We start from the raw sequence: 24,045 nt of genomic DNA, 5'->3' as shown, positions 1-24,045 counted from the left end.
AAAATATAAAAGAGAATGCGAAAAAGTGTTCTCTTTTTTGTTGTAAAAATAAAATCATAAAAACTTTTATGAACCTTGGTCATATCCATCTGCTGAAACGCAAAACATCCAATATTTTTCCGTAAATTCGCATAAAAATTTTAAGCTAATGAATTACGATATTATTGTCATCGGTAGTGGTCCTGGTGGATATGTTACAGCAATCAGAGCAGCACAATTGGGTTTTAAAACCGCAATTATCGAGAAAGAAAATTTAGGAGGAATTTGCCTTAACTGGGGTTGTATTCCAACGAAAGCTTTGTTAAAATCGGCTCAGGTTTTTCATTATATTAATCATGCTGAAGATTATGGTTTAAATAAAGTGGAAGCTAGTTTTGAGTTTCCAAATGTAATCCAGAGAAGTCGTGGAGTAGCGTCTAAAATGAGCAAAGGAATTGAGTTCTTGATGAAAAAGAACAAAATTGATGTTATTTTAGGAACTGCAAAAGTGCAAAAAGGTAAAAAAGTTTCCGTAACAGATAAAGAAGGTAAAGTAACTGAATATTCAGGAACAAACATTATCCTGGCTACAGGAGCTCGTTCTAGAGAATTACCAAACTTGCCACAAGATGGTAAAAAAGTAATCGGATACAGACAGGCATTATCTCTTCCTGAGCAGCCAAAATCTATGATCGTTGTAGGTTCTGGAGCAATAGGAGTAGAGTTTGCTGACTTCTATAACACAATGGGTACGAAAGTAACTGTTGTTGAATTCTTACCAAACATCGTTCCTGTGGAAGATGAAGAAATCTCAAAACACTTAGAGAAATCTTTGAAAAAGACAGGTATCGAAATTATGACCAACGCTTCTGTTGAAAGCGTAGACACAAGCGGAAACGGTGTAGTAGCGACTGTAAAAACAGAAAAAGGAAACATCACTCTTGAAGCTGATATCTTGTTATCTGCTGTCGGAATCGCTGCAAATATCGAGAACATCGGTCTTGAAGAAGTGGGCATCCAAACTGATAAAGGACGAGTTTTGGTAAACGAATGGTACGAAACTTCAGTTCCTGGCTACTACGCAATCGGAGATATTATCCCGACTCAGGCTTTGGCGCACGTTGCTTCTGCTGAAGGGATTACTTGTGTAGAAAAAATCAAAGGATTGCACGTTGAGAAAATCGACTATGGCAATATTCCTGGATGTACTTACTGTCACCCAGAAGTTGCTTCTGTTGGTCTTACAGAGAAACAAGCTAAAGAAAAAGGTTACGAAATCAAAGTGGGTAAATTCCCTCTTTCTGCAAGTGGAAAAGCGACTGCAAACGGAAATACAGACGGTTTCATCAAAGTAATTTTCGATGCTAAATATGGCGAATGGTTAGGTTGTCACATGATTGGTGAAGGCGTTACCGATATGGTTGCTGAAGCTGTTGTAGCAAGAAAACTAGAAACTACAGGTCATGAAATCATTAAATCTATTCACCCGCATCCAACGGTTTCTGAAGCTATTATGGAAGCTGCTGCTGCTGCTTACGGCGAAGTGATTCATATTTAATTTTCACTTTTTCAGAGATGTAAGTCTTTGACAAAGTTTAACAATATCAAAACCACAGATTTTTTCTGTGGTTTTTGTTTTTTATCTCACTTATTTTATTAATTTTATTTACTAAATAAACTACAAATTAAAATAAATTATGTTTAAAAAATTAGCTGCTGAAGCTTTAGGATTGGGGGATATTGGGAAAATCATTCCGTCTCAGGATTATGACAAAGTAGACTCTGACGATTATATTTTATCTGAAGATAATGAGAAGATTTTCTTTTTGATTAAATCTAAAAGAGATGAATATTGCTTTACCAATAGAGCCTTGATTCACATCGATGGAGCAAGTGCGCTTGACAGAAAAAGAATTCTGAGAAGATATGAATACTATCAATTTCCTTTCTCGAACGTAGTTTTGCAGACTGCAGGAACGATTGATCTGGATGTCGAAATTTCATTTAATATTGGAAATGTTCCTTTGATGATCAGCGTGGCAAAAGGTCAGGTTGATCAGTTGAAAGATTTGTATAAAGCACTTTTGGCAATTCAGCAGGAAGTTCACCATAATCATTCTTTGTTGAATTTTTCTAATGACAGCATCCAGAAAGCTATTGGAAGTGTTGCTTCCGGAAAACAGGAAAATGTATCAAAAAGCCAGGAATTAAAGGCTATCAACGAATATATTTTCGCATGGAACACCAATAGTTTCGACAGATATAATCAAAAAGATTTCTCAAGAATTTTTGAAAAATATATTAATAATTAGATTTTCAATTCTAAATTATAAAATTAAACCACAGATTTTGTCTGTGGTTTTTCTTTTTACATGCGATAAAAATTATTAGTATCGCATAATATTTAATACCATTATTTCTGTTTTTCCAGAGAGTTTTCATTAAATTTATTCAATGAATTTTGGGAAAACGGGTTTGGTTTTATCGGGTGGCGGTACTAAAGGTATTGCGCATGCGGGAGTTTTGAAATTTTTAAGCGAAAAAAATATCGATGTCGACATTCTCTCGTGTTGCAGTGCAGGTTCAATTGTGGGTTGTCTTTACGCCATTGGAAAAAAGCCTGAAGAGATTTTAGATTTCTTTCAATCCATCTACTTTTTCAACTGGAAGCATTTTACCTTTAATCAGCCGGGACTGGTTTCATCTATTATTTTTGCCAATTATCTCAAACCTATTTTTCAGGATATGAAAATCGGTGATTTGGATAAAGAAGTAAGAATTGTTGCCACTGAATTGGTGTCCGGAACCGAAAAAATATTTGATAAAGATTTCAAAGTCATAGATGCAATGATTGCTTCCTGCTCAATTCCCGGAATTACAACACCTTATATTTTGGGTGAAGAAATGTATTGCGACGGGGGAGTTCTCAATAATTTCCCTGCTGATATCATCAGAAACGACTGTGATAAATTGATTGGTGTATTTGTTTCGCCACCGCATGATATTAAAATCAGTGATCTTAAAACCATTAAATCAATTGTTTCACGTTCGTTCGATTTATTTTCATACAGAGTTGAAAAAGTAAAATTTGAATACTGTGATTGGTTGATTTCTTCAAAAGATCTTTCCGCTTTCGGGAATTTTGAACGGAAAAAAGACCGTCTCGAACAAATTTACAACATCGGTTATGAAGCTGCCAAAAACAGTTTTATTGAAAACGATTTCTTTAGCAAAATAAAAAATTAGAAAATAAAATTCTATTTATCTTTCACAAAAACATCCGTAAACTCAAAGCTTTTACCATTAAACAAGCCCTTATCGCTCAGTTTGAGTTCAGGAATAACCAAAAGTGCCATGAAAGACAAGCTCATGTAAGGTGCTCGTAATTTGCTTCCAAGCTCTTTTGCACGTTCATCTAATTTAATATACAATTCAGCAACTTCTTCGGCTGGAAGATTGGTCATAATTCCAGCAATGGGTAATTCTAAAACTAGTTCTTCTGTTTCTGTGGCTAAAGAAATGCCGCCTTTTGCTTTGATGATGGCGTTCACAGCTTTACAAATATCATCGTCATTTGTACCAACGACAACGATATTATGGCAGTCATGCGCAACGCAAGATGCGATGGCTCCGTTTTTTAAACCAATATTTTTAATAAAAGCTGTGGCAACGGGAGCATCGTTATATCGGTTGACTACAGCAATTTTTAGAATATCTTCTTCGGTATTTGATTCTGCATATCCGTCAATCACTAACGTTTCAGCCTGAATTTCGTGCGTGATTAATTGTCCATCTAGAGCTTCAATCACACGAATGGTATCGCTTTCACTTTTAATTTTAAAATCGGAAGGTTGTTTTACATTACAGTTAAAATTATTCACAACGGGAGCTTCAACAGATTGAATAAATGATGTCCCGTTCTCTGCAACCAACTCACCGTTGATGTAAGTTTTTAAAATATTAAAATCTTCAGTATTATCAATTTCTATAAAATCTGCATTGTCACCAACCTGTAATAAACCAATGGTTAAATTATAGTGTTTTATGACATTAAAAGAAGCCGCACGAAGGACATCGTATAAGTCATGGCCGGCTTTCAAAGCACGTTTTACATGATCATTGATGTGGGATTCAATCAAATTATCAGGATGTTTGTCATCACAACAGAACATGATCTGTTCCGGAAAATCTTTTAACAATGGAATTAATGTGTCGAAATTTTTCGCAGCACTTCCTTCTCTGATCATTATTTTCACCCCGTGTTTCAGCTTTTCAAGAGCTTCGGTGTGACCAAAACATTCGTGATCTGTCGTTATTCCGGCATCGAAATAGGTTTTCATTCCTTCTCCCATTAATCCCGGAGCATGACCATCGATGGGTTTGCCATGTTTTTTAGCAAAAGCTATTTTCTTTAAAACCTCTTCATCATTATAAATAACGCCAGGGAAATTCATCATTTCAGCTAAATAGACAATTTCTGTTCTTCTTAAGAGTTGGTCAATATCATTAGAATCAATTACAGCGCCTGCAGTTTCAAACTGGGTTGCCGGCACGCAGGACGGAGCTCCAAAATAAAAATGAAAAGGAACCTGCTGAGCATTTTCAATCATATAATCTACCCCTTTAACGCCCAAAACATTGGCTATTTCGTGCGGATCAGAAATCGTTCCTACTGTTCCGTGTTTTACGGCAATTCGGGCAAATTCTGAGGGTACAAGCATGCTGCTTTCTATATGAACGTGCGCGTCGATGAAGCCTGGTAAAATATAAGTGTCTAAAGTTTCTTCAATTCTCTTTATTGATGCAATTTTCTTATTAAAAATAGATACTTCTGCGGGATAAGTTTCTCTTGAGATGATATCAATTAAATTTGCTTTGATTGTAAATTCCATTCTGTTTTTCTTAAAATAAAAAATTCCTAATCGTGAAAATTAGGAATTATTATTGGATTTTTTGTTTAAATTAATTTTTAACAACCTGCGCATCTTGTCTTACTAAGGTTTCACCGTTTCCATCGATTACTACTAATGTGTAAGGCGCTTTTTTCGAAGAATTGGTTAAATAATTTCTCCAAACCTGATAAAGTGTTCCGTTATTATTAAATTCGAAATAATAATTGCCACCAGATCCATCGGGAGTAACTTCTCCGTCGGAGATAATCATGCTTGGTTTTGCTGAGATTTTTGTATTGGCGCCCCAAGATTGATAAAGGTAATTTCCGTTGGGTTGTTTGTCAATTTTTATTTTAAACTTTTTAGTTTTAATAATAACCGTTTTGGGAATTCTCTCTTGAGAATTTCTATCTCTGTTATTGGTGATTTTTTCCTTTGGATTGATATCATTATTATCTTTAATATTCGCAAAAGATAAAACAGGCAGTAAACATGCGCCTAATATAATTTTCTTAATCATTGTATTGGTTTTTATTTAAGATTATTCACCAAAGTGTTATCAAATTTAAAGCCAATTCAAGTAATTTTTGAAATAATAAGAAGATTATTTTGGCCAAATTATGGCTTCATTAAAATTGAAAATTACCTTCTTAAAGCTAAAAATTATAATCAATTGAAAATAAATATATTGATTTTCAATTGATTGTAATTTGTTTTGAAAAATATTTGCATTTTGCAAAACAAGTGAATATTTTTCTTACGTACATTTGTACAACAAAAGGATCTCTTTCCTTTACCATTGAAATGAAACTGATTAACATTAAGTTTTTTCTACTAAGAGTATCAGAAATCATATTCACGATTTTTAATACTTCTCCTCCTTCAATTTCTTAATTTTTTCGAAAGAATTATCAAATAATTCGTATTCTTTTTTTCATATTCAGAAAAATAGAGCACAATCTCCGTTTTCAAATTTAATCTAAATAAAAAACAAACAAACAAACTATGGAATTAGGTTTTCATGGCTGGATGATTCCGGCTGTAATTGCACTGTTGTGCGCAATTTTTTACAAATTTATTTTAAGAATTTTCTTTGGACTGATCATTGTTCCTCAGGATAAAATAGGATTAGTTACCAAAAAATTCGTACTCGTGGGGAAGCAGGAACTTCCTGAAGGAAGAATTATTGCAACCAATGGAGAAGCCGGTTTTCAGGCTCAGACTTTAGCTCCAGGAGTATATTTTGCAAAATGGATATGGCAATATTCTATTGACTTTCAGCCGTTCATCGTGATACCTACAGGGAAAATAGGTTTATTACTTGCAAAAGACGGTATGGAACTTGAAACTGGAAGGATTCTCGGTAGAAAAGTTGACTGTGATTCTTTTCAGGATGCTGAAGCTTTTTTAAGAAAAGGAGGAAGAAAAGGTCGCCAAACTGCAATTATTGCTCCGGGTTCCTATAGAATAAATACTTTATTATTTGAAATTGAATTAACAGATATGACCCAAATTCCCGATAATGCAGTGGGAGTGATTACAACGATGGAAGGAAGCCCTTTGGAAGAAGGTCAGATTGCAGGAAAGAGTATTTTGGATCACAATAAATTTCAGGATGTTGATACTTTTTTAAATAGTGGCGGTTACAAAGGTCTTCAGGAACAGGTGATTTTGGCAGGTTCGTATTTCCTTAATCCATGGTTTACAAAAGTTGAAATGGTAAAAATGACCGAAATTCCCATTGGTCATGTTGGTGTCATTATAAGTTATGTCGGCGAAGACGGAAAAGATTTAAGCGGAGTAGATTTTAAACATGGCAATATTGTTGAAAAAAGCCATAAAGGAGTTTGGGCGGAACCGATTGGTCCGGGAAAATACCCTATTAACCCTTATATTATGAAAGTTGAACTTGTTCCTACAACCAATTTAGTCTTAAACTGGGCCTACGAAAGAAGCGAATCTCACCAATTAGATAAAAATTTATCAACGATTACTGTACGAAGTAAAGACGGTTTCCCTTTCAATCTTGATGTTTCTCAAATTATTCATATTCCGACGTATGAAGCTCCAAAGGTGATTGCCCGCTTTGGAAATATGATTAATCTTGTAAGTCAGGTTTTGGAACCAACCATTGGGAATTACTTCAGGAATTCTGCACAGGATAGTGATGTAATTGCCTTCTTGGGAACACGTAAAGAAAGACAGCAATCCGCAAAAGATCATATCAGCAGCGTTTTGGAACAGTATAATGTCAACGCAGTCGATACTTTGATCGGTGCAATTGTTCCTCCGGAAAGTTTAATGAAAACTTTAACGGACAGAAAACTGGCAGAAGAGCAGAAAATTACTTACGAAACAGAGATGTTGGCTCAGGAAACACGCCAGGCTTTGGAAAAGGAAACGGCAGTTGCTGATATGCAGAAAGAAATAGTAAAGGCAGATCAGGGAGTTTGGATTGCTGAAAGAATAGCAGATGCATCGGTGAAAAAAGCTACCGGAGATGCCAATTCCGTGAGATTACAGGCCAATGCTGAAGGGGACAGATTAAAACTTCTAGCAACAGGTGAAGCCGAAAAAACAAGACTTCTCGCAAAAGCCGAATCAGAAAAAATTGAATTGTTAGCAAAAGCAAACGCTGAACAAATTTCATTGACAGGGAACGCCGAAGCTGAAAAAATTCTGGCAATTGGTAAGTCGAATGCCGAGTCGTATAAATTATCTGTAGAAGCGATGGGTGGAAGTAACTTTACTCAGTTAAAAATCATGGAAAATATTGCCAGTCAAAATGTAAGAATTATGCCTGAAGTTTTGATTGGAGGAAGTGGAGATTCTGCAAATGGCGGAATTAGTGGGCTTTTAGGACTTCAGCTTTTGGAACAAATACAGAAGAAAAATGTAGAAACAGTTTCAGTAATTGAAGAAAAAACAGATGACAATTCTTAAACTTTAATAAAATAAAAATGCTCCTAAATTATGGAGCATTTTTATTTTATTTTTTAAGCAGTATAACTCGCAAAAGCCTCCTCCAGACTGTCAAATTTTCCTTTAAATTCTTCAATTGCACAATCCTGAAGAATATTTCCTTTGTGAATCAAAATCACTCTCGAACACAATGCTTCAACCTCCTGCATAATGTGGGTAGAAAGCAAAACTGTTTTCTCTTTACCGATTTCTTTTACTACGTTTCTGATTTCAATAATTTGATTAGGATCAAGACCGTTTGTAGGTTCATCCAGAATCAATAGATCAGGTTGGTGAATAATTGCTTGAGCCAAACCTACTCTCTGTTTATAGCCTTTAGAAAGCTGTCCGATTTTCTTTGATTTTTCGGGAGTAATTCCTACCAATTCAATTACTTCATCTACTCTCGCTTCAGAAATTTTGTGAATGTTGGCAACAAATTGCAGATACTCTTTCACATACATCTCCAAATACAGCGGATTGTTTTCCGGAAGGAAACCTATGTTTTTCTTGCTTTCGATTTCGTTTTCAGAAATGTTTTTTTCGTTAAAAATAATTTCACCTTCATCAATTTTCAAAGCACCTACAATAGATTTCATCAGTGTAGATTTTCCGGCTCCGTTTGGGCCGAGAAGACCGATGATTTCGTTTTTTTCAATTGAAATATTAATATTGTTGAGTGCAGTTTGCTCGGCAAACTTTTTGGTTAAATTGATTACTTGAAGAGACATAATTGTTAATCTTTTTACAAAAATAAAATAAAAAAACTCATTCGTAAAGAATGAGTTCAGGTATTATTAAAAAATAAATATTTATTTTCTTGATTTCTTTTTCTTTGCCGGAGTAGGATTAGCAACAGCAGCTGTTTCTGGTACGTAAGTGTTTGTACTTGACACATTAGAAACTGTATTTGCTTTACTGACTACAGATTTTTTGTACAAAGCAGATTTTGACGAACCAATTCCGAAAATTTTGTCGATCTGTTTCTTATTCAAAAACTGAGATTTCCCAACATATTTTTTGTTCTTATTGATATACTGAATAAACTGTACGGTAGGCTGACCGTAGTTTTTTTCGTAATGAAGTTCAATGATATCATTTGGAAGTTCCAAAGTAACATTGCCCGAAGGTTGGTCTATAAAGCCGTCAGTGATCAATTTGTAAAGATCATTAACGTCACTGTTAACGTCTAAAAATGAAAATGACCTGAACGTGTTAAGATTACTTGTGTTAATATCCTGGTAATTGAATGTGAACCTGTTTTCTTTTTTGTACAAGCCTACCGAATTTTCTTTACCAATTTCCACCAAGGTCTCATTTTTTAGCACCTTAATCTGGGAAAAAGCAGATATGCCAAACGTGCAGGCGAATAGTAGAAGTATTTTTCTCATGTGATGTATTTTAATATAATGTGATATGGTAGTGCTAAATTAGCTATTCTACAATTAACCACAATTTTTTATGGCACAAAAATAACGTTTTTTTTTGACTTCGGTTTTCTCAATATTGAGATGAAAGAAATTTTAATTTGCTCGTTTTCTTTTTGAAATTGAAGTACAGGTACTTAAGTATATTTTGAACTGTGCTTTTATTTTTGTGCGAGATAATAAAAATTTTATTGAATTTTAGCCACTGAATCAGCTTTGCGAATACTCTTCTTTTAATTTTTTATCTAATATAAAAGGTACGAAAGGCAAAACAGAACCTATTGTGTAGATAATAACCCTTACAAGATTCCATTTGTACTTTAGTGCTGTTGCGATGAGAATAACCATAAAAACAAGAAATAACACTCCATGTATCCATCCAAAATATTTCACAGCTTCCGAAATATTAAAAATATACTTTAACGGCATCGCAATAAAAAGTAAAATCAAGTAGGAGACGCCTTCAATAAGAGCTGTTTTACGATAGATATTGATCATACAAAATAAAATTTTCGACAGGTGAATGTTGCGACAATAATAGCTTATTCTGATGAAATTTACAAATATATGTTTTTGTAAAAAATTAAAGACTCTCACCGTAAAGACCAAACTAGCAAGTTTTTATTTAAAATAAATCAAATTTTAGTTTTTGTTTAGTTGTTTCTAATTTTTGGTTGATAAGTTGTATAGTAAAAACCAAAGCGATAAATAAACTTTAATCATAAAAACAATACGATGGATATTTCTTACTACGATTTTACAAATTTACCAGATAAGACTCAATTTGACATGGTGTTGAGTAAAGGAAGAATAATCAGTGAAAATACTGTGAGTAACACAAAGAATATGCTGTATGAATTTTCCAGCTTTACGGTTGAGATTATTTATAGCTTATCCAAAAATTCCATTTCAGGGAAAAATGTTTATCTCAATAGAGCCGCATATTCTGCCTGATGCTGAATTAAAATACGAGTTTTTCATGATTTATTTATAACAAAATAAAGGGTGAACCATTAGGCTCACCCTTTTAATATTTATTTAAACAACTAGATTTTAAGCCTCAATAAACTCCAAAAGATCTTTATTAATAGTCGGAGCTTGCGTAGTCGGCATTCCGTGAGGGAAACCAGGATATGTTTTCAAAGTTCCGTTTTTCAACAATTTAATTGATTTCAAAGCGGCATTTTGGTAAGGAACAATCTGGTCATCTTCACCGTGAAGCACCAAAACCGGAATTTCCGTAGCTTTCAAATCTTCTGTAAAATTAGTTTCAGAAAACGCTTTGATTCCGTCATAATGAGCAACGATTCCGCCCATCATTCCTTGTCTCCACCAGTTTCTCTGTACGCCTTCTTTCACGTCTGCACCTTCTCTGTTGTAACCGTAGAAAGGGAAAGTCAAATCGATGTAAAACTGTTGTCTGTTGTTCAAAGTCTGGTCTCTGATGCCATCAAAAACAGACATTGGAACACCGTCAGGATTGTTGTCGCTCGCGACCATAATTGGCGGAACTGCACTGATTAAAACTGCTTTTTTCGCTCTTCCGTTAGCATATTTATTCACATATCGGATAACTTCGCCACCACCTGTAGAGTGACCGATGTGAACTACATCTTTCAAATCTAAGAATTCTACCAATTCAGCTGCATCAGAAGCATATTGCTCAATCGTGTGATTGTAAATATCCTGGCTAGAACGGCCGTGACCTCTTCTGTCGTGGGTCACCACTCTGTAACCTCTTTGCAGGAAGAAAATAACCTGTGCATCCCAATCGTCAGATGACAAAGGCCATCCGTGGTGAAACATTAAAGTTGGTCCTTCGCCTTGGTCTTTGTAAAAAATCTCTGTTCCGTCTTTTAATTTTAGTGTGCTCATTGTTTTAATTTTTTAATGTTGTGATTAATTTATTTTAATATTTTGTTGTCTTAATTCTTTAGCAAATGTAGTATGGTTCAGTTCGTTTCTCGTTAATCTAGTTTAATATCGTACATTTTTGATATTTTTTATTTGGGCAGCTTTATCCGCCTTCCGTTCCCGCTTTTTTTGTCATTGCGAATGACGTGAAGCAATCTGTAGAACTTTTGTACAATCGCAATGACAAAAAAGAGCTCCACTCAAGTCGGGCTGCAGATTCAGTATAGAAAACGACTTGATTTCAGCATTCGCTTAAGTGTTCTTATTTGCATTATCATAAAAACTTAAAATTACTTAAGTGTCACAAATCTTTTGTGCTTCAGTTTTCAGTATTCTCTCTTAAAAGCTCAAACAAATCTTCCGCACCACCATCGAATTTCTTTCCATTCACAAAGAAAGAAGGTGTACCGTTCACGCCACTCATAATTCCGCTTTCAAAATCTGAATCTACTTTGTCTGCCAATTCTGTACTTTCCAAATCTTTTTCAAACTGCGGAATATTTAGCTTTAATTTTTCAGCTAGCTTCATCAGAAAATTTTCATTCAGTTCTCTTTGATTTTCATAAATCGCATCGTGCATTTCCCAGAATTTCCCCTGAAGATTGGCTGCTTCCGCTACAATAGCCGCCGGTCTTGCGTATTGATGCATTTCGGACAGAGGAAAGTTTCTGAAAACAAATTTGATTTGACTTCCGAACTGACTCATCAATTCTTTCAGAACCGGATAAGCAGCGCCACAATATGGACATTGATAATCGCCGTATTCTACGATAACGAGGTCGGCTTCTAAGTTGCCTTGTGCGTGATCAGTCTGGCTGACGTTTGGTTTTAGTGACATAATTTATTTTGTGTTAAGGGTTTCTAAAGCGTCTAAAATTCCGTCTGCGCCAGGATTGATGGCCGTTGGCGAGAGATAACTCCATTCGATAATACCATCTTTGTTGATGACGAACAGTGCACGTTTGCATTCTCCTTCCTCATCATCGTAAACACCATATTTTTTAGCAATTTCTCCTTTAGCTTCAAAGTCTGCGAGTAAAGGAAAGTGTAAATTTCTGGATTGAGCAAATGCCAGATGACACCATTTGCTGTCCACAGAAATTCCAAAAATCTCTGCATCATATTTCTTGAAAAACTTCAAAGTTTCATTGTACAAAGCCATCTGGTCGCTGCAAACCGGACTCCAGTCGGCGGGATAAAAAGCGAGGATGACATTCTTTCCTTTGAATTCTGAAAGTGTAATTTTCTGGTCTGGCGTTGCGTACAATGTAAAATCTGGGGCAACATCGTTTTTTTGTAACATAGTATTAGTTTTTAAAGTTAATTTTTGAAATCAATAATCCACAAATCATCAGTAATAAAGCAGGAATCATCAAAGTCCATTTTCCAAAATAATCGAGTAGGAAAGGAGCGATAAAAGCACCAGATAAAAATCCTATCCACAAAAACAAAAGATGAAAGGCGTTGGATTTATATTCTACTTTTTCCGCTTTATCATCCGTCATACTTAGCATTGCGGTATTCCTTGCCAGGCTGTTCAGAGTTCCTGTCACGAAATCTGTGTTTACTTTTTGGTTTCCAACAGAAGTCACGATCGTATTCATCATTCCCATTGAAAATCCCACAATTGCAATAGATGACAAATTATTGATATTATAAAAATAAGCAATTATCGTATAGAAAATGAGAATTCCTGAAACAAGATAAAATGTTAATATTTGGTTCTTAATTCTCTTCCATAATGACAGACAGGTTCCTGCATAAATTCCTAATAGAAAACAACTAATGACTGTAATTGATGTAATGATGATTTCAGATTTACCCGTTGAAATGGCTGCTCCTAGTGAAGTTGTATTTCCACTCATAAAAGAGACGTAGGTTTTCCATTCTATCAATCCTGTTGCGTCGATATATCCGGCAATCAAAGCTAAAAATATGACCAATCTCTCTTGTATTCTGATGGACTCAGATGAATTAATAATGCTTGTAGAAGAAATGATTAGCTTTTTCATTTTGAAAACTTAATTGAGAATAGTTTATTTATTAAAAGCTGAAATCGCTTTCGTAATTCCTTCTCCTGCAGTTGTAAAAAATGCTGGTCCCGCAAGTAATGTTATTTTCTCAATCGGCTTAAATGCAGACATCTTTTTACTTTTCAAATAAACATGGGTTCTGTAAGCATTAATCGCTCCGGTCACGCCGTATCCTGCAACTTCTGCGGTTGGCGAATCTATTCCTGCATCTTTCAGGTCGGTGGCAAATGCATATTTTGTAACGCCCAATCTTAGGGCTTCTTCCATTCCGACACTTGCAACTTGCTGCATCAGTTCGGGTGTGAATTTTTTCCGATCGCCTAAACCGATAAGCAATAATTTCTTTGCACCGATGGTTCCTGAAGGAGGCGTAATGAGTAATGTTTCCAAGGAATGTCCTGCAAATTTTCCGGATTTTCTGAGTTCTGTGATGATGCCATTCAGGCTTTTATCAAGATGAACCATTCCGTTGACGGCTTCTGGCAATGCGGGTGGCGAATTAAAAATATCACCTTCTGTGTATTCAAAAACGCAGGCAATCTGTAAAGGTGTGATCTCTGTTGATGGCCCTTGTACCATTCCTTCGATGGCGATTCCGTCCACTTTCCCCCATATTTTGGATGTGTTTGCACTTGCTGTTTTCTCCGTTGTTTGGGCGAAATATATTTGTGGCGTTGCAAAAAGTGCTGTTGCTAATAAACCAACCTTAACTGCTTTTTTGATATTTAATAATTTCATAACTAGTGATTTTTTTTAATTAAATTAAAATTGAAGAAAGCTTTACTTCTTAGGCTGAATGAATATTTTCTCAGTCGGGAATTTTTCAATTTCGCCTTCTTTCAAACCGAAATTCGTAACCACCACATCTTTCGGATTTCCTGAAAGCCACTGACTCAAATCAATTGATTCATAATGTCCGCAGTTGAATCCAATTAGAATTTTGCAAACTGTGTCGCCTGTATTTTTGATGTAATGTCCTGCTCCCATCGGCACATAGCCAACATCTCCCGCATTAAACTGCTCAGTAACGCAAGTAGATTCTGCTAAGAAAACCGACATTTCCGCTTGTCCTGAAATAAAATATTGCCATTCATCTGCATTGGGATGCCAGTGCATTTCTCTCAAAGCGCCCGGCTGCAATTCTAAAATAGAACCCGACATCGTACTGCTGATAGGAAATTCTTTACTTGTAACCAATCTTTGTAAACCTCCACCCGGAACGATTCTTGGCTGTTGGGAATGCAAAGGATAACGGTGAAAACTTGTCAATTCTATATCAGATTCATTTGGGCGAGCTTCAGCAACGAAAGACATCTCGTCAGGAACAATTCCCGCTGCGAAGTAGGCTTCTTTTTGAGGTAAAGCTGCCACTTCTTCTAATGTTAAATTTAAATTCTGAGCAACGATTTCGGGTGGTACAGACGAAACAAAATCAGTCACGCTGAACGTGTGGTCTTCGGAAAAATTACCGTTATCAAAAATCAAAATGAAATGACATTCTTCTGTTCCCGTCGCCTGAATTGAGTGTCCGTAACCCTTTGGAAAATACCAGACATCGCCCGGTTCAAAATTATCTGTGTAGCTGTGACCGTCCGGATGGATAATCGTTGTACGAACGGTTCCTGAAATCACATACGCCCATTCTGCAGCGTTGGCGTGCCAGTGCAATTCTCTCATACTTCCCGGTTGCAGTCTCATAGAAACACCTGCAATGCCTATAGAAGCAGGGAAATCTTTTACAGATGCGCCTCTTGTAGTTCCGCCGTCATTAGTTCTTGGTTCTTTTTTTCAAGCTCGTATTTGAAGCTAAGTGATTCAGTTTTCATAATGGTAATTTTTATAATTAATAATAGTTTGTCTTTATTTCTACTGTAAAGCTACCACGGAATCGAAGGATTTTAAAGTGGTTTTCGGTGAATAGGCAAAATGAGTCGGTGGGAATTTGAAAGGAATAGTTGATGAATTTATAGGATGCCACGAATGCACGAATTTTTTAAAATCGAAATCGAAATTTAAGTCTAACAATAAATTAATTCGTGTATTCGTGGCTATTATCTTTAAAAGGAAAATAAAAAAAAGTTTGATTAAAAACCAGCTCTATCAAGCAAATCTAAAAGCAAAAAATTAAAAATATTTAAATAAAAAATCACTGGAAAACTCCAATGATTCTTATAAGCGATATGTTATTAAAAATTAAAAAGGCTGATTGTATTTACCTGTCAACGCCTTGTTTTCGATACTTTTTGCAAAGTTGGGCGTTTCTTCGTGATTGTGAGCGTCGGAAGAGGCTTGTCTGGAAGCGGCAGCATCCGCAAGATTAATGTTATGTTCTTTCAAATATTCGAACATTTCAGATGTTGCGGTTGCATGAATTTCGTTGGTGTACAACGTGGTGTTGTCATCAATTTTAGTGGCTTTCAGTTCCCATAAAACTTGAACTTTGGTACGGCCGTTTTGTGTAATTGAATCTGAAATTGATAACATTCTGCAGTAATCCGGACGGTGAACAACGGCAACATAATGTTGAACCATTAATGCATCTCCGATGGTTTCAACATTTAATGAAACTGGTTCGCCCTCGTAAGTTGAAGAGATTGCCGCACCGATGTGTTGAGTGGAGCAACGTTGATATTCTGCATCAGGAAGGTTGAGTAACCAATCTGCGATGTTTACTTTTTCGATTGGAGCATTGATGATTGCTGTAACTATAGAATGAGACAGTGCGTTTTCTGGGGTTTGTAGGATTTCCATGTTTTTTTGATTTAAATTGTTTGTATTAATTTGATGATGTAAAGCTACAAGCAACTCAGTGCAAAATCAATTGGTGTTCGATGAATAGGCAGAAAATGTCGTTAAATGAGGAATGTCTAAGATTGTTTTAAAAAAAATTCACTGTGTTCCAGTGAATTTGAATTTATCTGTCAAATTAATTATTATTTATAAAGCCACTTCCTAATCAGCTTCGTATAATTCGGCATCACCACATAAATCACCAGAAAAACCAGACAGCCCGTACTCACCAACGTATCAAAATACCGATTGGCAGGAATATCAATGAGTCGCAAACCCGGTAATAAAACCAATTGCATCAGCAATGATAAAGGAAAAATCGCTGACCAGGTTGCTAAATATTGTTTCCAGCGAACCGGAACTTTGACATCTGATTTTTCACCATAAAATAGAAAATCAAGACCGGATTTGATTTCGTAATTGTCTTCTTTTGTGAATAACGGATGCGCTTTGTCAATCAGCTTTTTTCTGGCGTCAGATTCCATCCAGTTTCTGAGATTATCAATGGTGTCAAAGCGGATAATGACCGTATAAGCAAAAGTCAGATTCGGAATCGGGCGGACGATTTGCCAATCAATAAAACCTTTGGCACTCTTGGAAACCGGCAGAATTTCGTCCAGCCATTTTTCATATTCAGGCTGTTTTCCGTCGATAACGTGATGGGTGATTACAACAGATGCGCCTTGAGTTTCCATAATTTTGATTTTACTAGTTAATATATTGTAAAGCTGATTTATATTAATTCAAAAACTGTTCTCTATACTCAGTTGGGGTAACGCCAACTTCTTTTTTAAAAAGCCTCGAGAAATAAGGCGGATTTTCGAAACCTAATTCATAGGCAGTTTCGGCAACGGTTTTTTCAGTGCTCATTAACAAGTTTTTCGCTTCCATTACCAATGCAATATGAATATGTTCCAATGCTGTTTTGCCTGTTTCCTGCTTCAATAAATCACTCAAATATCTTGGAGATAGAGATAATTCTGATGCAAGATATTTTACGGTTGGCAATCCGTTTTCTTTTAATTTTCCACTATCAAAATACACTTTTAAATAATTGGTAAATTTCGAAACCGTAGTCCCCGAAATTACAGTTCTATTGAGAAACTGACGCTTGTAATATCTTTGTGAATATTTTAAAATGGAATCAATATGAGTCAACATAATATCACGACTATACTCATCCTGATTGTTGTAATACTCGCCCCTCATTTTATTAAATAAATCCCAAAGTGTATCTTCTTCGCTCGGCGAAATATGCAATGCCTCATCTGTTTCATAATCAAAATAACCGTATTTCTGAATGCTGGAATGCAACGGATGATTGACTAAAAAGTCTTCGTGAACATAAATCATAAAACCTTTCTCGGTAAGTTCGATATCGTTCATCTGCACAATTTGATTGGGTCTAAGGAAAAACATAGAACCGTTTTCGTGGTCGTACTTTGTTTTGCCATACATTACGTTTCCTGATTTCACTTTTTTTAAAGCGATTTTATAAAAGCCTAAAGTGAATTCTGTTTCTACAAATTGACAACCTTTGATATCTTCAAATGTTACCAAACCCAACATCGGATTTTCCGGCGGCGGAAATCCATTGGCAGTGTAGAGTTCGGTAATTGTTTTGTAATGCTTCATTTTTATGATGATTTTAGACCTCTTCCAAATAAGTTACGACTGGTACATTTTCCAATTTTCCATCTAAAAAGCCGAAGAAACTTTTAACATAATCCTGTTCCAAATGCCAAGCATAAGTTTGTTGAGAAGTATAAACTGCAAAAATAACCAATGTGTTTTCATTTTCTTTTTTGTTGTTAAGATAAATGTTTCGCAGCCTTGTTCCAACAGTATTTTTTCTCTCGTCTCCTTTGCTTTTGGTAAAATTTCTTGCAAAAATTTAGGATTAATGGTAATTTCTGCGTGAGTAATTATTTTTTCGCTTTTCATTATAAATAATTTAGCATTGTTATTTTACACTTTTAAGCATTGTGCTTTCAAACATTTTTGGTGCGAATTTTTGAAGAAATACAATCATTCCAGACATTTTTCCCACCGGATTGCTGAATTTTGGTTCTTTTGTTTGAATCAGTTTTGTGATAGAACTGACTACAGCTTCAGGAGAATCGGCTTCGTCCAATCCTTTTTGTGTAACGATATTTACTTTCTTTCTATAAGCATTATAATCTGAAATGGAATTTCCTATAGATGAAACTGCGTTGCGTCCGAGATTTGTTTTAAACCAAACAGGCTCTACAACACTCACTTTGATATTAAACTGATTCAGTTCTAATCGCAATGATTTGAAATAACCTTCCACAGCGTGTTTAGATGCAGCATAAAAAGATAAATTGGGCGGGCCAATAATTCCGACAATAGAACTCACGGTAATGATTTGACCAGATTTTTGTTTTCTAAAAATTGGCAATAATGCATTGGTCACTTTTACGGTTCCCCAGAAATTAGTTTCAAATTGCTGTTTGGCAATTTCCATCGGTGTTTCCTCTGCAATTCCGGTTACCATAAAACCAGCATTATTTACTAATACATCTATCCGTTTTATTTCAGTCGTAATCTGTTCTGCAAATAACTGAATAGATGCGTCATCGTCAATATCAAGTTTCATTAATTTAAAAGGAAATTTCCCTTGATATTTTTGCGATTCACGGCTTGTACCGATTACGTTAAAACCTTTTTGATGAAGGTCTTTGGCAAGCATCAGTCCAAATCCTGACGATGCTCCTGTAATTAAAATTGTTTTGCTCATTAAAACGATTTTGTTTGATTAATTAATGAAGCAAAGATGAAACAAACCTGTTGGTCCTTAGTTATACAGAAGTTGGAAGGTATGATACATTTTTACGATGAGTTAAAATGATAACTGTTGCTAAAAATATTTTTAAATGGATTGTATAAATAATTTAGTTTCGAAAAACGATTTCAGCAAAATATCTTTCAACTCTTCCAAAGCTTTTTCTGATGCCGGATTTTCTTCGGTTGTTAATTCCAAAATATCTAGTTTCTTCTCTAATAAAGGAAGCAAACCCATTATCGCTACACTCGATTTTAAATCGTGGGCTCTCAATTTCAGCAATTTAAAATCTTTGTTTTCATAAGTCAGTTTCAGTTCCTGCAAATGAGTAGGGACTTTATCTAAAAACTGTTGCGTCACAGTTTTTTCAAAATCCTTGTCTCCATTGCTGATGGACTTCATATAAGTTAGGTCTATGAACTCATAATTAGAAGCGATTTCTTCAGTTTTTACTTCGGTTTTTTCGTTTTCCTGCAATCCAAAATTGGAGATTAATTTAAATAATTCTTCTTCTTTAATGGGTTTAGAAATGTACTCATTCATTCCTCGGCTCAGGCATTTTTCGCATTCACCCGCCAATGCGTGTGCGGTCATTGCGATAATCGGAATATCTAATTTTAGTACTTCACGAATTTGCTGGGTTGCGGCGTAGCCATCCATTTTTGGCATCTGAATATCCATCAAAACCAAATCATAAGTCTGATTGATCAATTGCTCAATAGCTTCTAGACCGTTAGAAACAATATCGAAATCAATATTCCATTGCAGCAAAAGATGTTTCATCAGACTTTGATTGATAGTATTGTCGTCAACCACCAAAACACGCAACGGCGTATTCGATTTGTCTTTGAAATAATTGGTATCAACCGCAGGAATTACATTGAGCTGTTCTTTTGCAATCCCGTAAGGAATATGAAAATTAAAAGTCGTTCCTTTTCCCTGTTCGCTTGTCACTTCAATGTCACCGTTTTGCAGTAATATCAGGCTTTTTACGATGGATAAACCTAATCCTGTTCCGCCGTAATTTCGGGTTGTAGAATCTTCGCCTTGGTTAAATCTTTCAAAAACTTCGTTCAGTTTTTCTTTATCGATTCCAATTCCGGTGTCCGAAATTTTGAAGCCGATGATGACTTCGTTTTCAGATTGTTGTTTGTTGTAAATTTCAATAATAATGCTTCCCTGATGCGTAAATTTGATGGCATTTCCGATGAGGTTGACCAAGATTTGCGTCAGTCTCGTTGCATCACCGATTAAAGTATCCGGAATGGAAGTGTCTATTTTGCTCGAAATTTTTAATCCTTTTTCCTTGGCGCGTTCAACAAAAAATGTTTCTACAGAATTCACCAATCCGTTGATACTGAATGTTCCGGGTGTGATGCGCATCATTCCTGCTTCAATTTTTGATAAATCTAAAATATCATTAATAATTGCCATCAGATTTTCTCCCGACCGTTGGATTGAGGAAACAAATTCCCTTGAAGTCTCATCCAAAGGTCTTTTCTGTAAAAGGTTGGTAAAGCCCAAAATTCCGCTCAAAGGTGTTCGGATTTCGTGGCTCATATTGGCGAGGAAATTTTCTTTGGTTTGCGCGGCAACTGAAGCTTTTTTCTCCGCAACGTCTAATTCTTTGATTAATAAATGTTGTCTTTTGAACTGTCGGATGATGTGGAATCCAATGATAGAACCACTTAAAACCAATAAAGCGAGTAGAGAAATGTCGTAAAGTTTGGCCTTACTTCCCATTTCTGCATTTTTTTTGCTGAGGTCTGCCATTTGAAGTCGGCGACTTTTGTAAATCTTGGCGGTAATGTCTGTGATTTCGTTCGATATTTTTCTCGCTCTAGGATTGGCGATGGAAGTCTGGTCGTCCATATCTCCGATTGAATGGTAGCGATGCAAAAGTTTTTCTTTGACGATTTTTTTATCCATTGCCAGAACGCCCAATCTTTTTATCAGCTTGTTCTGTTCAGCATCTGCATTGTCTTTTGAAAGAGAATCTAGGAAGTTTTCTACCTCATCGATTTTTTGATCCACCCCATTTAAGTGTGTTGTGTCGTTCGTTGCAATGGAAGCTCTTATTCTACTTTCTACGCCTAAAATATCACGGTCGATTTCTCGTAAGTGGTTGCTGGAACTCAGTTCGTGCAGAAGGATATTGTTGTTTTTGATGAGCTCTTTCGTATTTCTTGCTGAATTGATTTGAACGGCAATCAACAATATAGAACCTGCAATGAATGTCAAAACAATCAAGTATGCAAAGCGTTTATTGCCCATTACTGAAGATGTATTTTTCATAAGTGTTTGTACTTATTTTAAAATTGTGATTAACCACCCCGTCAAAAATTCTTTGAATTTTCGCCACCCCTCCAAGGGAGGGGAATTTTTACAGTCGAATTGGAACGTTGAATTGTCGCAGCCCGACTTGAGCGGAAATCCTTTTTTGCTTGTTCTCAAGTTCTATTTAATCTTAAATCGTCTGCAAAAAAGATTGGGAGCGGAAGGCGGATTAAGCTGCCCAAATAATAGATAAAACCTAATTAGGTCTAAAAAACATTCATCCTAGTGTTGAGTGCCTTTCGGTAAGCATCTGCAACGGGTATGAATTTTCCGTTGATCATAATTCCGCCATCTTGTAACGTGTCTATCTTGCCGACGGAAACGATGTAAGAGCGATGAACTCTGATGAAATGGTCTTTTGGTAAGCGTTCTTCTGCAGTTTTCATTTTGCCGTGGATGGCGAACATTTTTTCTCTTGTGTAGAATTTTACATAATCGCCCATTGCTTCTGCATAAAAAATATCGTCCAGCTTCAAACGCCTTGTGATATTGGAATCCCGGACGAAAAGGAACTCATCTTTGGTGACTTCTACATCTTCTTTTCTGCTTTCGAGAATTGCCTGAGCTTTGCTTACTGCCTGTAAAAATCTTGCCGGCATTACGGGTTTCAGGATATAATCTGCGATATTGAGTTCGAAAGCTTCGAGTGCGTATTCTTTGTTGGAAGACGTAAAAATGATGATAATATCTTTTCCGGAAAGGTTTTTGGTGAGTTCGATTCCGGTCATTTCCGGCATTTCTATGTCGAGAAATATCAGGTCAATTTCATTATTCTGCAAATGATTATAAGCTTCTATCGCATTAGAATATTCGCTGACAATTGTAAGGTTCGGAATCTGCTTTGCCAAATGCGCCAACGTTGTTCTTGCAATGTCATTATCATCGACAATTAAAGCTTTCATAGGAATAGTTCATTATGGTTGACACAAATATAATTATTCCTTTTTTATTTTGAAACTTCGGAAAGCGATTATCTGAAGTATGAACGGATCATCCAGGCCATTTCTTCGTGTGTTTCCATCAAACCTGTTATAAAATCGCTGCTGCCATAATCTTTATATTCTTCTGCAAAAGGGGTGATGTTTCCACGGATAAAATCGATGATGCTTTCGTGGTCTTTTAAAAGGTCTTTCATAAAGCCAAGTCCATCGTTTGTTCTTTCGCTGTATTCTGTAAGATGGGTGAGTTCAAGATACATTTTCATGGTTGCTGGTGCATAATGTCCGATTTTACGCATTCGTTCTGCAACACTGTCAATCAATTCATCCAATTGTTTGTATTGTTCTTCGAAGAAGATGTGATTTGCGTGGAAATTGTCGCCAGTCACGTTCCAGTGTGCGTTTCGGGTTTTGATGTAAAGTACAGTTTCGTCAGCTAATAATTTTGCCAATTGATCTGCAACTGCTTCTGTGTTTTTTTCTGTAATTCCGATGTGAGTTTTCATAAGATAAGATTTTAAGTTTAAAGCTTTATTGCTCTAATTCTTGTGTAAAGGTCTGCAGGAATCTTATGAAAATGATGGATTTTTCGGTGAACGGGCAAAAAGGGTCGTTGGAATTGCTAAAAAATGATTTCTATGTATTGGTAAACATTTACAAAAACAAATCCCAACTCTCGTCAGGATTTTCTTCATTCTTCAGTTCTGTAATTTATCCACCACAAACAAAAGCCTTGTTATGCCTTAGTTTTCAATATAGTTGGTATTAAAATCGATAACCAATACTCAATCCAAACTTTGCAACCACAGTATGATCAGTTTTGTCTGCATTGAACAAAAGTTTTCCGTAAGCTGCGTTGGCTTCAAAAACCAATCCTTTTTTTGTGACTATTTTATAGCCAAGACCAGCACCCAGCACAACATCGTAAACATCTTTATTTTCAGTGAATGTTATTTGGTCTGCTGCGTATATTTTTTTTCCATCAATAGAAGTGAACATTCCAAATCCTTCGACAAAAAATCCGGAAGCATATTTTTTTCCAAAATAATATCTGTAATAGGGGGAAACGTAGTAATTCGTATCCTCATCTTTTGTATCATCGTAAACAAAAAATGCAGAAATCCCTAGTGATGAGTTTTTGTTGAGATGCCGTTCAAAACCTGCTTCCACAGCACCGAATAACGGCGAGATAAGATTCAGTTTAATTTCATTGTTCTTCTGATAAGGATTTGCGTCAGTTTCATTTTGAGCATTGACAGAGCAAAAAACAAACAAAATGATGAGTAGTAAAAAGTTCTTTTTCATAAAAAAGTTAATTTGAATTATTTTAAGTGCAAAACTCAAATAATTCAAATTAGAACGGGTTTCAAAAGCTTAAAACTGGAGAAAATGGTACTTATTTGGTGGTGTTTTTATATTCATTGGGTGTTTGACCGGTAACTTTTTTAAAGGCATTGTAAAAAGTCGTTTTTGATGTAAATCCAGATTCTAATCCCATTGTCAACAAAGTATAGTTTTCATATTCCGGATCTGATATCATTTCTTTGACAGCTTCCACGCGATATTGATTGATATAATGGGCAAAATTGTCTCCTGTTATCGTGTTTACAATTTGTGAAACATATCCTGCACTTATGCCTAATTTTTCAGCTACTTTTTCTCTGTTTAATGTACTGTCGGTATAGATGTGCTGATCTTTGCAAAGAAGCTCTAGTTTTTGAAAATAAAGATTATCTGCCGTTATAGAGATAGATTCTTTATATTCTTGTGGTGTACTATTTTCTACAATTTGCAGATTGGGATACGGAATAGCTGAATCATTATTTAAAAAATTGTAGATAGCCTCTTTATTTTTGGCCAATTTATATTTGTAAATACCAATATAAGCAATCCAATGAATGACGAATGTTGCGCATAAAGCCAATACACTCATAGTAGAAGAAATGTCATAGTTTAAAAGTAAACCCG

The 24,045-nt window shown here is 35.6% G+C and carries 26 protein-coding genes; 5 read left to right on the top strand and 21 right to left on the bottom strand.

The annotated features are described in order from the left end of the window. Positions 1–148 precede the first annotated feature (148 nt). From lpdA to EAG08_RS04505, 3 genes are all read left to right on the top strand, one after another. Entirely contained in the window at positions 149–1,537 is a 1,389-nt protein-coding gene (gene lpdA, locus EAG08_RS04515) for a dihydrolipoyl dehydrogenase (protein ID WP_129534420.1), read from the top strand. 139 nt (positions 1,538–1,676) lie between these two features. Then, complete coding sequence (locus tag EAG08_RS04510; protein ID WP_129534419.1) at positions 1,677–2,291, top strand: PH domain-containing protein; 615 nt, start codon at positions 1,677–1,679, stop codon at positions 2,289–2,291. A gap of 142 nt (positions 2,292–2,433) precedes the next feature. Then, positions 2,434–3,225, top strand: a complete 792-nt coding sequence (locus EAG08_RS04505; protein ID WP_129534418.1) for a patatin-like phospholipase family protein — start codon at positions 2,434–2,436, stop codon at positions 3,223–3,225. 11 nt (positions 3,226–3,236) lie between these two features. On the opposite strand, the gene ade is transcribed toward EAG08_RS04505, so the two are convergent. Both ade and EAG08_RS04495 read right to left on the bottom strand, forming a co-directional pair. After that, on the bottom strand, positions 3,237–4,871 hold the full coding sequence (ade, locus tag EAG08_RS04500) for an adenine deaminase (protein ID WP_129534417.1): 1,635 nt from the start codon (positions 4,869–4,871) through the stop codon (positions 3,237–3,239). A 70-nt stretch (positions 4,872–4,941) separates the two neighbouring features. Beyond that, positions 4,942–5,391 carry a hypothetical protein gene (locus EAG08_RS04495; protein WP_129534416.1) on the bottom strand — a complete coding sequence of 150 codons (450 nt, stop codon included), beginning with the start codon at positions 5,389–5,391 and terminating at the stop codon, positions 4,942–4,944. Between the two features lie 485 nt (positions 5,392–5,876). Between EAG08_RS04495 and EAG08_RS04490 the strand changes: the two genes are divergently transcribed. Continuing rightward, the gene (locus EAG08_RS04490; RefSeq protein ID WP_129534415.1) at positions 5,877–7,814 is read left to right on the top strand and encodes an SPFH domain-containing protein; all 1,938 of its coding nucleotides are present in this window, start codon (positions 5,877–5,879) and stop codon (positions 7,812–7,814) included. A gap of 53 nt (positions 7,815–7,867) precedes the next feature. On the opposite strand, the gene EAG08_RS04485 is transcribed toward EAG08_RS04490, so the two are convergent. From EAG08_RS04485 to EAG08_RS04475, 3 genes are all read right to left on the bottom strand, one after another. Further along, positions 7,868–8,563, bottom strand: coding sequence for an ABC transporter ATP-binding protein (locus tag EAG08_RS04485; protein WP_129534414.1), 696 nt, complete (start codon positions 8,561–8,563; stop codon positions 7,868–7,870). 81 nt (positions 8,564–8,644) lie between these two features. After that, complete coding sequence (locus EAG08_RS04480; RefSeq protein ID WP_129534413.1) at positions 8,645–9,223, bottom strand: hypothetical protein; 579 nt, start codon at positions 9,221–9,223, stop codon at positions 8,645–8,647. 246 nt (positions 9,224–9,469) lie between these two features. Then, entirely contained in the window at positions 9,470–9,757 is a 288-nt protein-coding gene (locus tag EAG08_RS04475) for a DUF3817 domain-containing protein (RefSeq protein ID WP_129534412.1), read from the bottom strand. A 237-nt stretch (positions 9,758–9,994) separates the two neighbouring features. On the opposite strand from EAG08_RS04475, the gene EAG08_RS04470 reads away from it, so the two are divergent. Beyond that, a complete protein-coding gene (locus tag EAG08_RS04470) occupies positions 9,995–10,213 on the top strand; it encodes a hypothetical protein (protein WP_129534411.1) in 219 nt (72 codons plus the stop codon). Positions 10,214–10,312: 99 nt separating this feature from the next. On the opposite strand, the gene EAG08_RS04465 is transcribed toward EAG08_RS04470, so the two are convergent. The 16 genes from EAG08_RS04465 to EAG08_RS21835 form a co-directional block, all read right to left on the bottom strand. Further along, positions 10,313–11,134 (bottom strand): alpha/beta fold hydrolase, encoded by an 822-nt coding sequence (locus tag EAG08_RS04465; protein ID WP_129534410.1) that lies wholly within the window; start codon positions 11,132–11,134, stop codon positions 10,313–10,315. 358 nt (positions 11,135–11,492) lie between these two features. Further along, complete coding sequence (locus EAG08_RS04460) at positions 11,493–12,011, bottom strand: DsbA family protein (RefSeq protein WP_129534409.1); 519 nt, start codon at positions 12,009–12,011, stop codon at positions 11,493–11,495. Positions 12,012–12,014: 3 nt separating this feature from the next. Next, on the bottom strand, positions 12,015–12,476 hold the full coding sequence (locus tag EAG08_RS04455) for a redoxin domain-containing protein (RefSeq protein ID WP_129534408.1): 462 nt from the start codon (positions 12,474–12,476) through the stop codon (positions 12,015–12,017). Between the two features lie 4 nt (positions 12,477–12,480). Next, entirely contained in the window at positions 12,481–13,185 is a 705-nt protein-coding gene (locus EAG08_RS04450; RefSeq protein WP_129534407.1) for a YoaK family protein, read from the bottom strand. A gap of 24 nt (positions 13,186–13,209) precedes the next feature. Then, positions 13,210–13,944 carry a M17 family peptidase N-terminal domain-containing protein gene (locus tag EAG08_RS04445; protein WP_129534406.1) on the bottom strand — a complete coding sequence of 245 codons (735 nt, stop codon included), beginning with the start codon at positions 13,942–13,944 and terminating at the stop codon, positions 13,210–13,212. Between the two features lie 42 nt (positions 13,945–13,986). Further along, a complete protein-coding gene (locus EAG08_RS04440; protein ID WP_228446913.1) occupies positions 13,987–14,925 on the bottom strand; it encodes a cupin domain-containing protein in 939 nt (312 codons plus the stop codon). Positions 14,926–15,399: 474 nt separating this feature from the next. After that, positions 15,400–15,957: a hypothetical protein gene (locus EAG08_RS04435; RefSeq protein WP_129534405.1), complete on the bottom strand. Its 558-nt coding sequence runs from the start codon at positions 15,955–15,957 to the stop codon at positions 15,400–15,402. 182 nt (positions 15,958–16,139) lie between these two features. Next, positions 16,140–16,691, bottom strand: a complete 552-nt coding sequence (locus EAG08_RS04430; RefSeq protein ID WP_164998525.1) for an antibiotic biosynthesis monooxygenase — start codon at positions 16,689–16,691, stop codon at positions 16,140–16,142. Positions 16,692–16,734: 43 nt separating this feature from the next. Continuing rightward, the gene (locus EAG08_RS04425) at positions 16,735–17,631 is read right to left on the bottom strand and encodes a helix-turn-helix domain-containing protein (RefSeq protein ID WP_129534403.1); all 897 of its coding nucleotides are present in this window, start codon (positions 17,629–17,631) and stop codon (positions 16,735–16,737) included. Positions 17,632–17,694: 63 nt separating this feature from the next. Beyond that, positions 17,695–17,940, bottom strand: coding sequence for a hypothetical protein (locus EAG08_RS04420; RefSeq protein ID WP_129534402.1), 246 nt, complete (start codon positions 17,938–17,940; stop codon positions 17,695–17,697). Positions 17,941–17,959: 19 nt separating this feature from the next. After that, positions 17,960–18,757 carry an SDR family NAD(P)-dependent oxidoreductase gene (locus EAG08_RS04415; RefSeq protein ID WP_129534401.1) on the bottom strand — a complete coding sequence of 266 codons (798 nt, stop codon included), beginning with the start codon at positions 18,755–18,757 and terminating at the stop codon, positions 17,960–17,962. Between the two features lie 132 nt (positions 18,758–18,889). Then, positions 18,890–21,097 carry a hybrid sensor histidine kinase/response regulator gene (locus EAG08_RS04410; protein WP_129534400.1) on the bottom strand — a complete coding sequence of 736 codons (2,208 nt, stop codon included), beginning with the start codon at positions 21,095–21,097 and terminating at the stop codon, positions 18,890–18,892. A gap of 248 nt (positions 21,098–21,345) precedes the next feature. Then, positions 21,346–22,041, bottom strand: coding sequence for a LytR/AlgR family response regulator transcription factor (locus EAG08_RS04405; protein ID WP_129534399.1), 696 nt, complete (start codon positions 22,039–22,041; stop codon positions 21,346–21,348). A gap of 68 nt (positions 22,042–22,109) precedes the next feature. After that, positions 22,110–22,583, bottom strand: coding sequence for a Dps family protein (locus tag EAG08_RS04400; RefSeq protein ID WP_129534398.1), 474 nt, complete (start codon positions 22,581–22,583; stop codon positions 22,110–22,112). 259 nt (positions 22,584–22,842) lie between these two features. Beyond that, positions 22,843–23,382 carry a DUF3575 domain-containing protein gene (locus tag EAG08_RS04395; protein ID WP_129534397.1) on the bottom strand — a complete coding sequence of 180 codons (540 nt, stop codon included), beginning with the start codon at positions 23,380–23,382 and terminating at the stop codon, positions 22,843–22,845. Positions 23,383–23,473: 91 nt separating this feature from the next. Then, on the bottom strand, positions 23,474–24,010 hold the full coding sequence (locus tag EAG08_RS21835; RefSeq protein WP_228446768.1) for a helix-turn-helix domain-containing protein: 537 nt from the start codon (positions 24,008–24,010) through the stop codon (positions 23,474–23,476). Positions 24,011–24,045: the final 35 nt, after the last annotated feature.

Source organism: Chryseobacterium sp. 3008163 (assembly GCF_003669035.1).
Taxonomy (GTDB): domain Bacteria; phylum Bacteroidota; class Bacteroidia; order Flavobacteriales; family Weeksellaceae; genus Chryseobacterium.
This window is presented reverse-complemented; position numbering and strand designations above follow the sequence as displayed.

Bases quoted from the DNA above. Each gene is read 5' to 3' on its own strand.
- lpdA (WP_129534420.1), top strand. From the start codon at position 149: ATGAATTACGATATTATTGTCATCGGTAGTGGTCCTGGTGGATATGTT.
- EAG08_RS04510 (WP_129534419.1), top strand. From the start codon at position 1,677: ATGTTTAAAAAATTAGCTGCTGAAGCTTTAGGATTGGGGGATATTGGG.
- EAG08_RS04505 (WP_129534418.1), top strand. From the start codon at position 2,434: ATGAATTTTGGGAAAACGGGTTTGGTTTTATCGGGTGGCGGTACTAAA.
- ade (WP_129534417.1), bottom strand. From the start codon at position 4,871: ATGGAATTTACAATCAAAGCAAATTTAATTGATATCATCTCAAGAGAA.
- EAG08_RS04495 (WP_129534416.1), bottom strand. From the start codon at position 5,391: ATGATTAAGAAAATTATATTAGGCGCATGTTTACTGCCTGTTTTATCT.
- EAG08_RS04490 (WP_129534415.1), top strand. From the start codon at position 5,877: ATGGAATTAGGTTTTCATGGCTGGATGATTCCGGCTGTAATTGCACTG.
- EAG08_RS04485 (WP_129534414.1), bottom strand. From the start codon at position 8,563: ATGTCTCTTCAAGTAATCAATTTAACCAAAAAGTTTGCCGAGCAAACT.
- EAG08_RS04480 (WP_129534413.1), bottom strand. From the start codon at position 9,223: ATGAGAAAAATACTTCTACTATTCGCCTGCACGTTTGGCATATCTGCT.
- EAG08_RS04475 (WP_129534412.1), bottom strand. From the start codon at position 9,757: ATGATCAATATCTATCGTAAAACAGCTCTTATTGAAGGCGTCTCCTAC.
- EAG08_RS04470 (WP_129534411.1), top strand. From the start codon at position 9,995: ATGGATATTTCTTACTACGATTTTACAAATTTACCAGATAAGACTCAA.
- EAG08_RS04465 (WP_129534410.1), bottom strand. From the start codon at position 11,134: ATGAGCACACTAAAATTAAAAGACGGAACAGAGATTTTTTACAAAGAC.
- EAG08_RS04460 (WP_129534409.1), bottom strand. From the start codon at position 12,011: ATGTCACTAAAACCAAACGTCAGCCAGACTGATCACGCACAAGGCAAC.
- EAG08_RS04455 (WP_129534408.1), bottom strand. From the start codon at position 12,476: ATGTTACAAAAAAACGATGTTGCCCCAGATTTTACATTGTACGCAACG.
- EAG08_RS04450 (WP_129534407.1), bottom strand. From the start codon at position 13,185: ATGAAAAAGCTAATCATTTCTTCTACAAGCATTATTAATTCATCTGAG.
- EAG08_RS04445 (WP_129534406.1), bottom strand. From the start codon at position 13,944: ATGAAATTATTAAATATCAAAAAAGCAGTTAAGGTTGGTTTATTAGCA.
- EAG08_RS04435 (WP_129534405.1), bottom strand. From the start codon at position 15,957: ATGGAAATCCTACAAACCCCAGAAAACGCACTGTCTCATTCTATAGTT.
- EAG08_RS04430 (WP_164998525.1), bottom strand. From the start codon at position 16,691: ATGGAAACTCAAGGCGCATCTGTTGTAATCACCCATCACGTTATCGAC.
- EAG08_RS04425 (WP_129534403.1), bottom strand. From the start codon at position 17,631: ATGAAGCATTACAAAACAATTACCGAACTCTACACTGCCAATGGATTT.
- EAG08_RS04420 (WP_129534402.1), bottom strand. From the start codon at position 17,940: ATGAAAAGCGAAAAAATAATTACTCACGCAGAAATTACCATTAATCCT.
- EAG08_RS04415 (WP_129534401.1), bottom strand. From the start codon at position 18,757: ATGAGCAAAACAATTTTAATTACAGGAGCATCGTCAGGATTTGGACTG.
- EAG08_RS04410 (WP_129534400.1), bottom strand. From the start codon at position 21,097: ATGAAAAATACATCTTCAGTAATGGGCAATAAACGCTTTGCATACTTG.
- EAG08_RS04405 (WP_129534399.1), bottom strand. From the start codon at position 22,041: ATGAAAGCTTTAATTGTCGATGATAATGACATTGCAAGAACAACGTTG.
- EAG08_RS04400 (WP_129534398.1), bottom strand. From the start codon at position 22,583: ATGAAAACTCACATCGGAATTACAGAAAAAAACACAGAAGCAGTTGCA.
- EAG08_RS04395 (WP_129534397.1), bottom strand. From the start codon at position 23,382: ATGAAAAAGAACTTTTTACTACTCATCATTTTGTTTGTTTTTTGCTCT.
- EAG08_RS21835 (WP_228446768.1), bottom strand. From the start codon at position 24,010: ATGAGTGTATTGGCTTTATGCGCAACATTCGTCATTCATTGGATTGCT.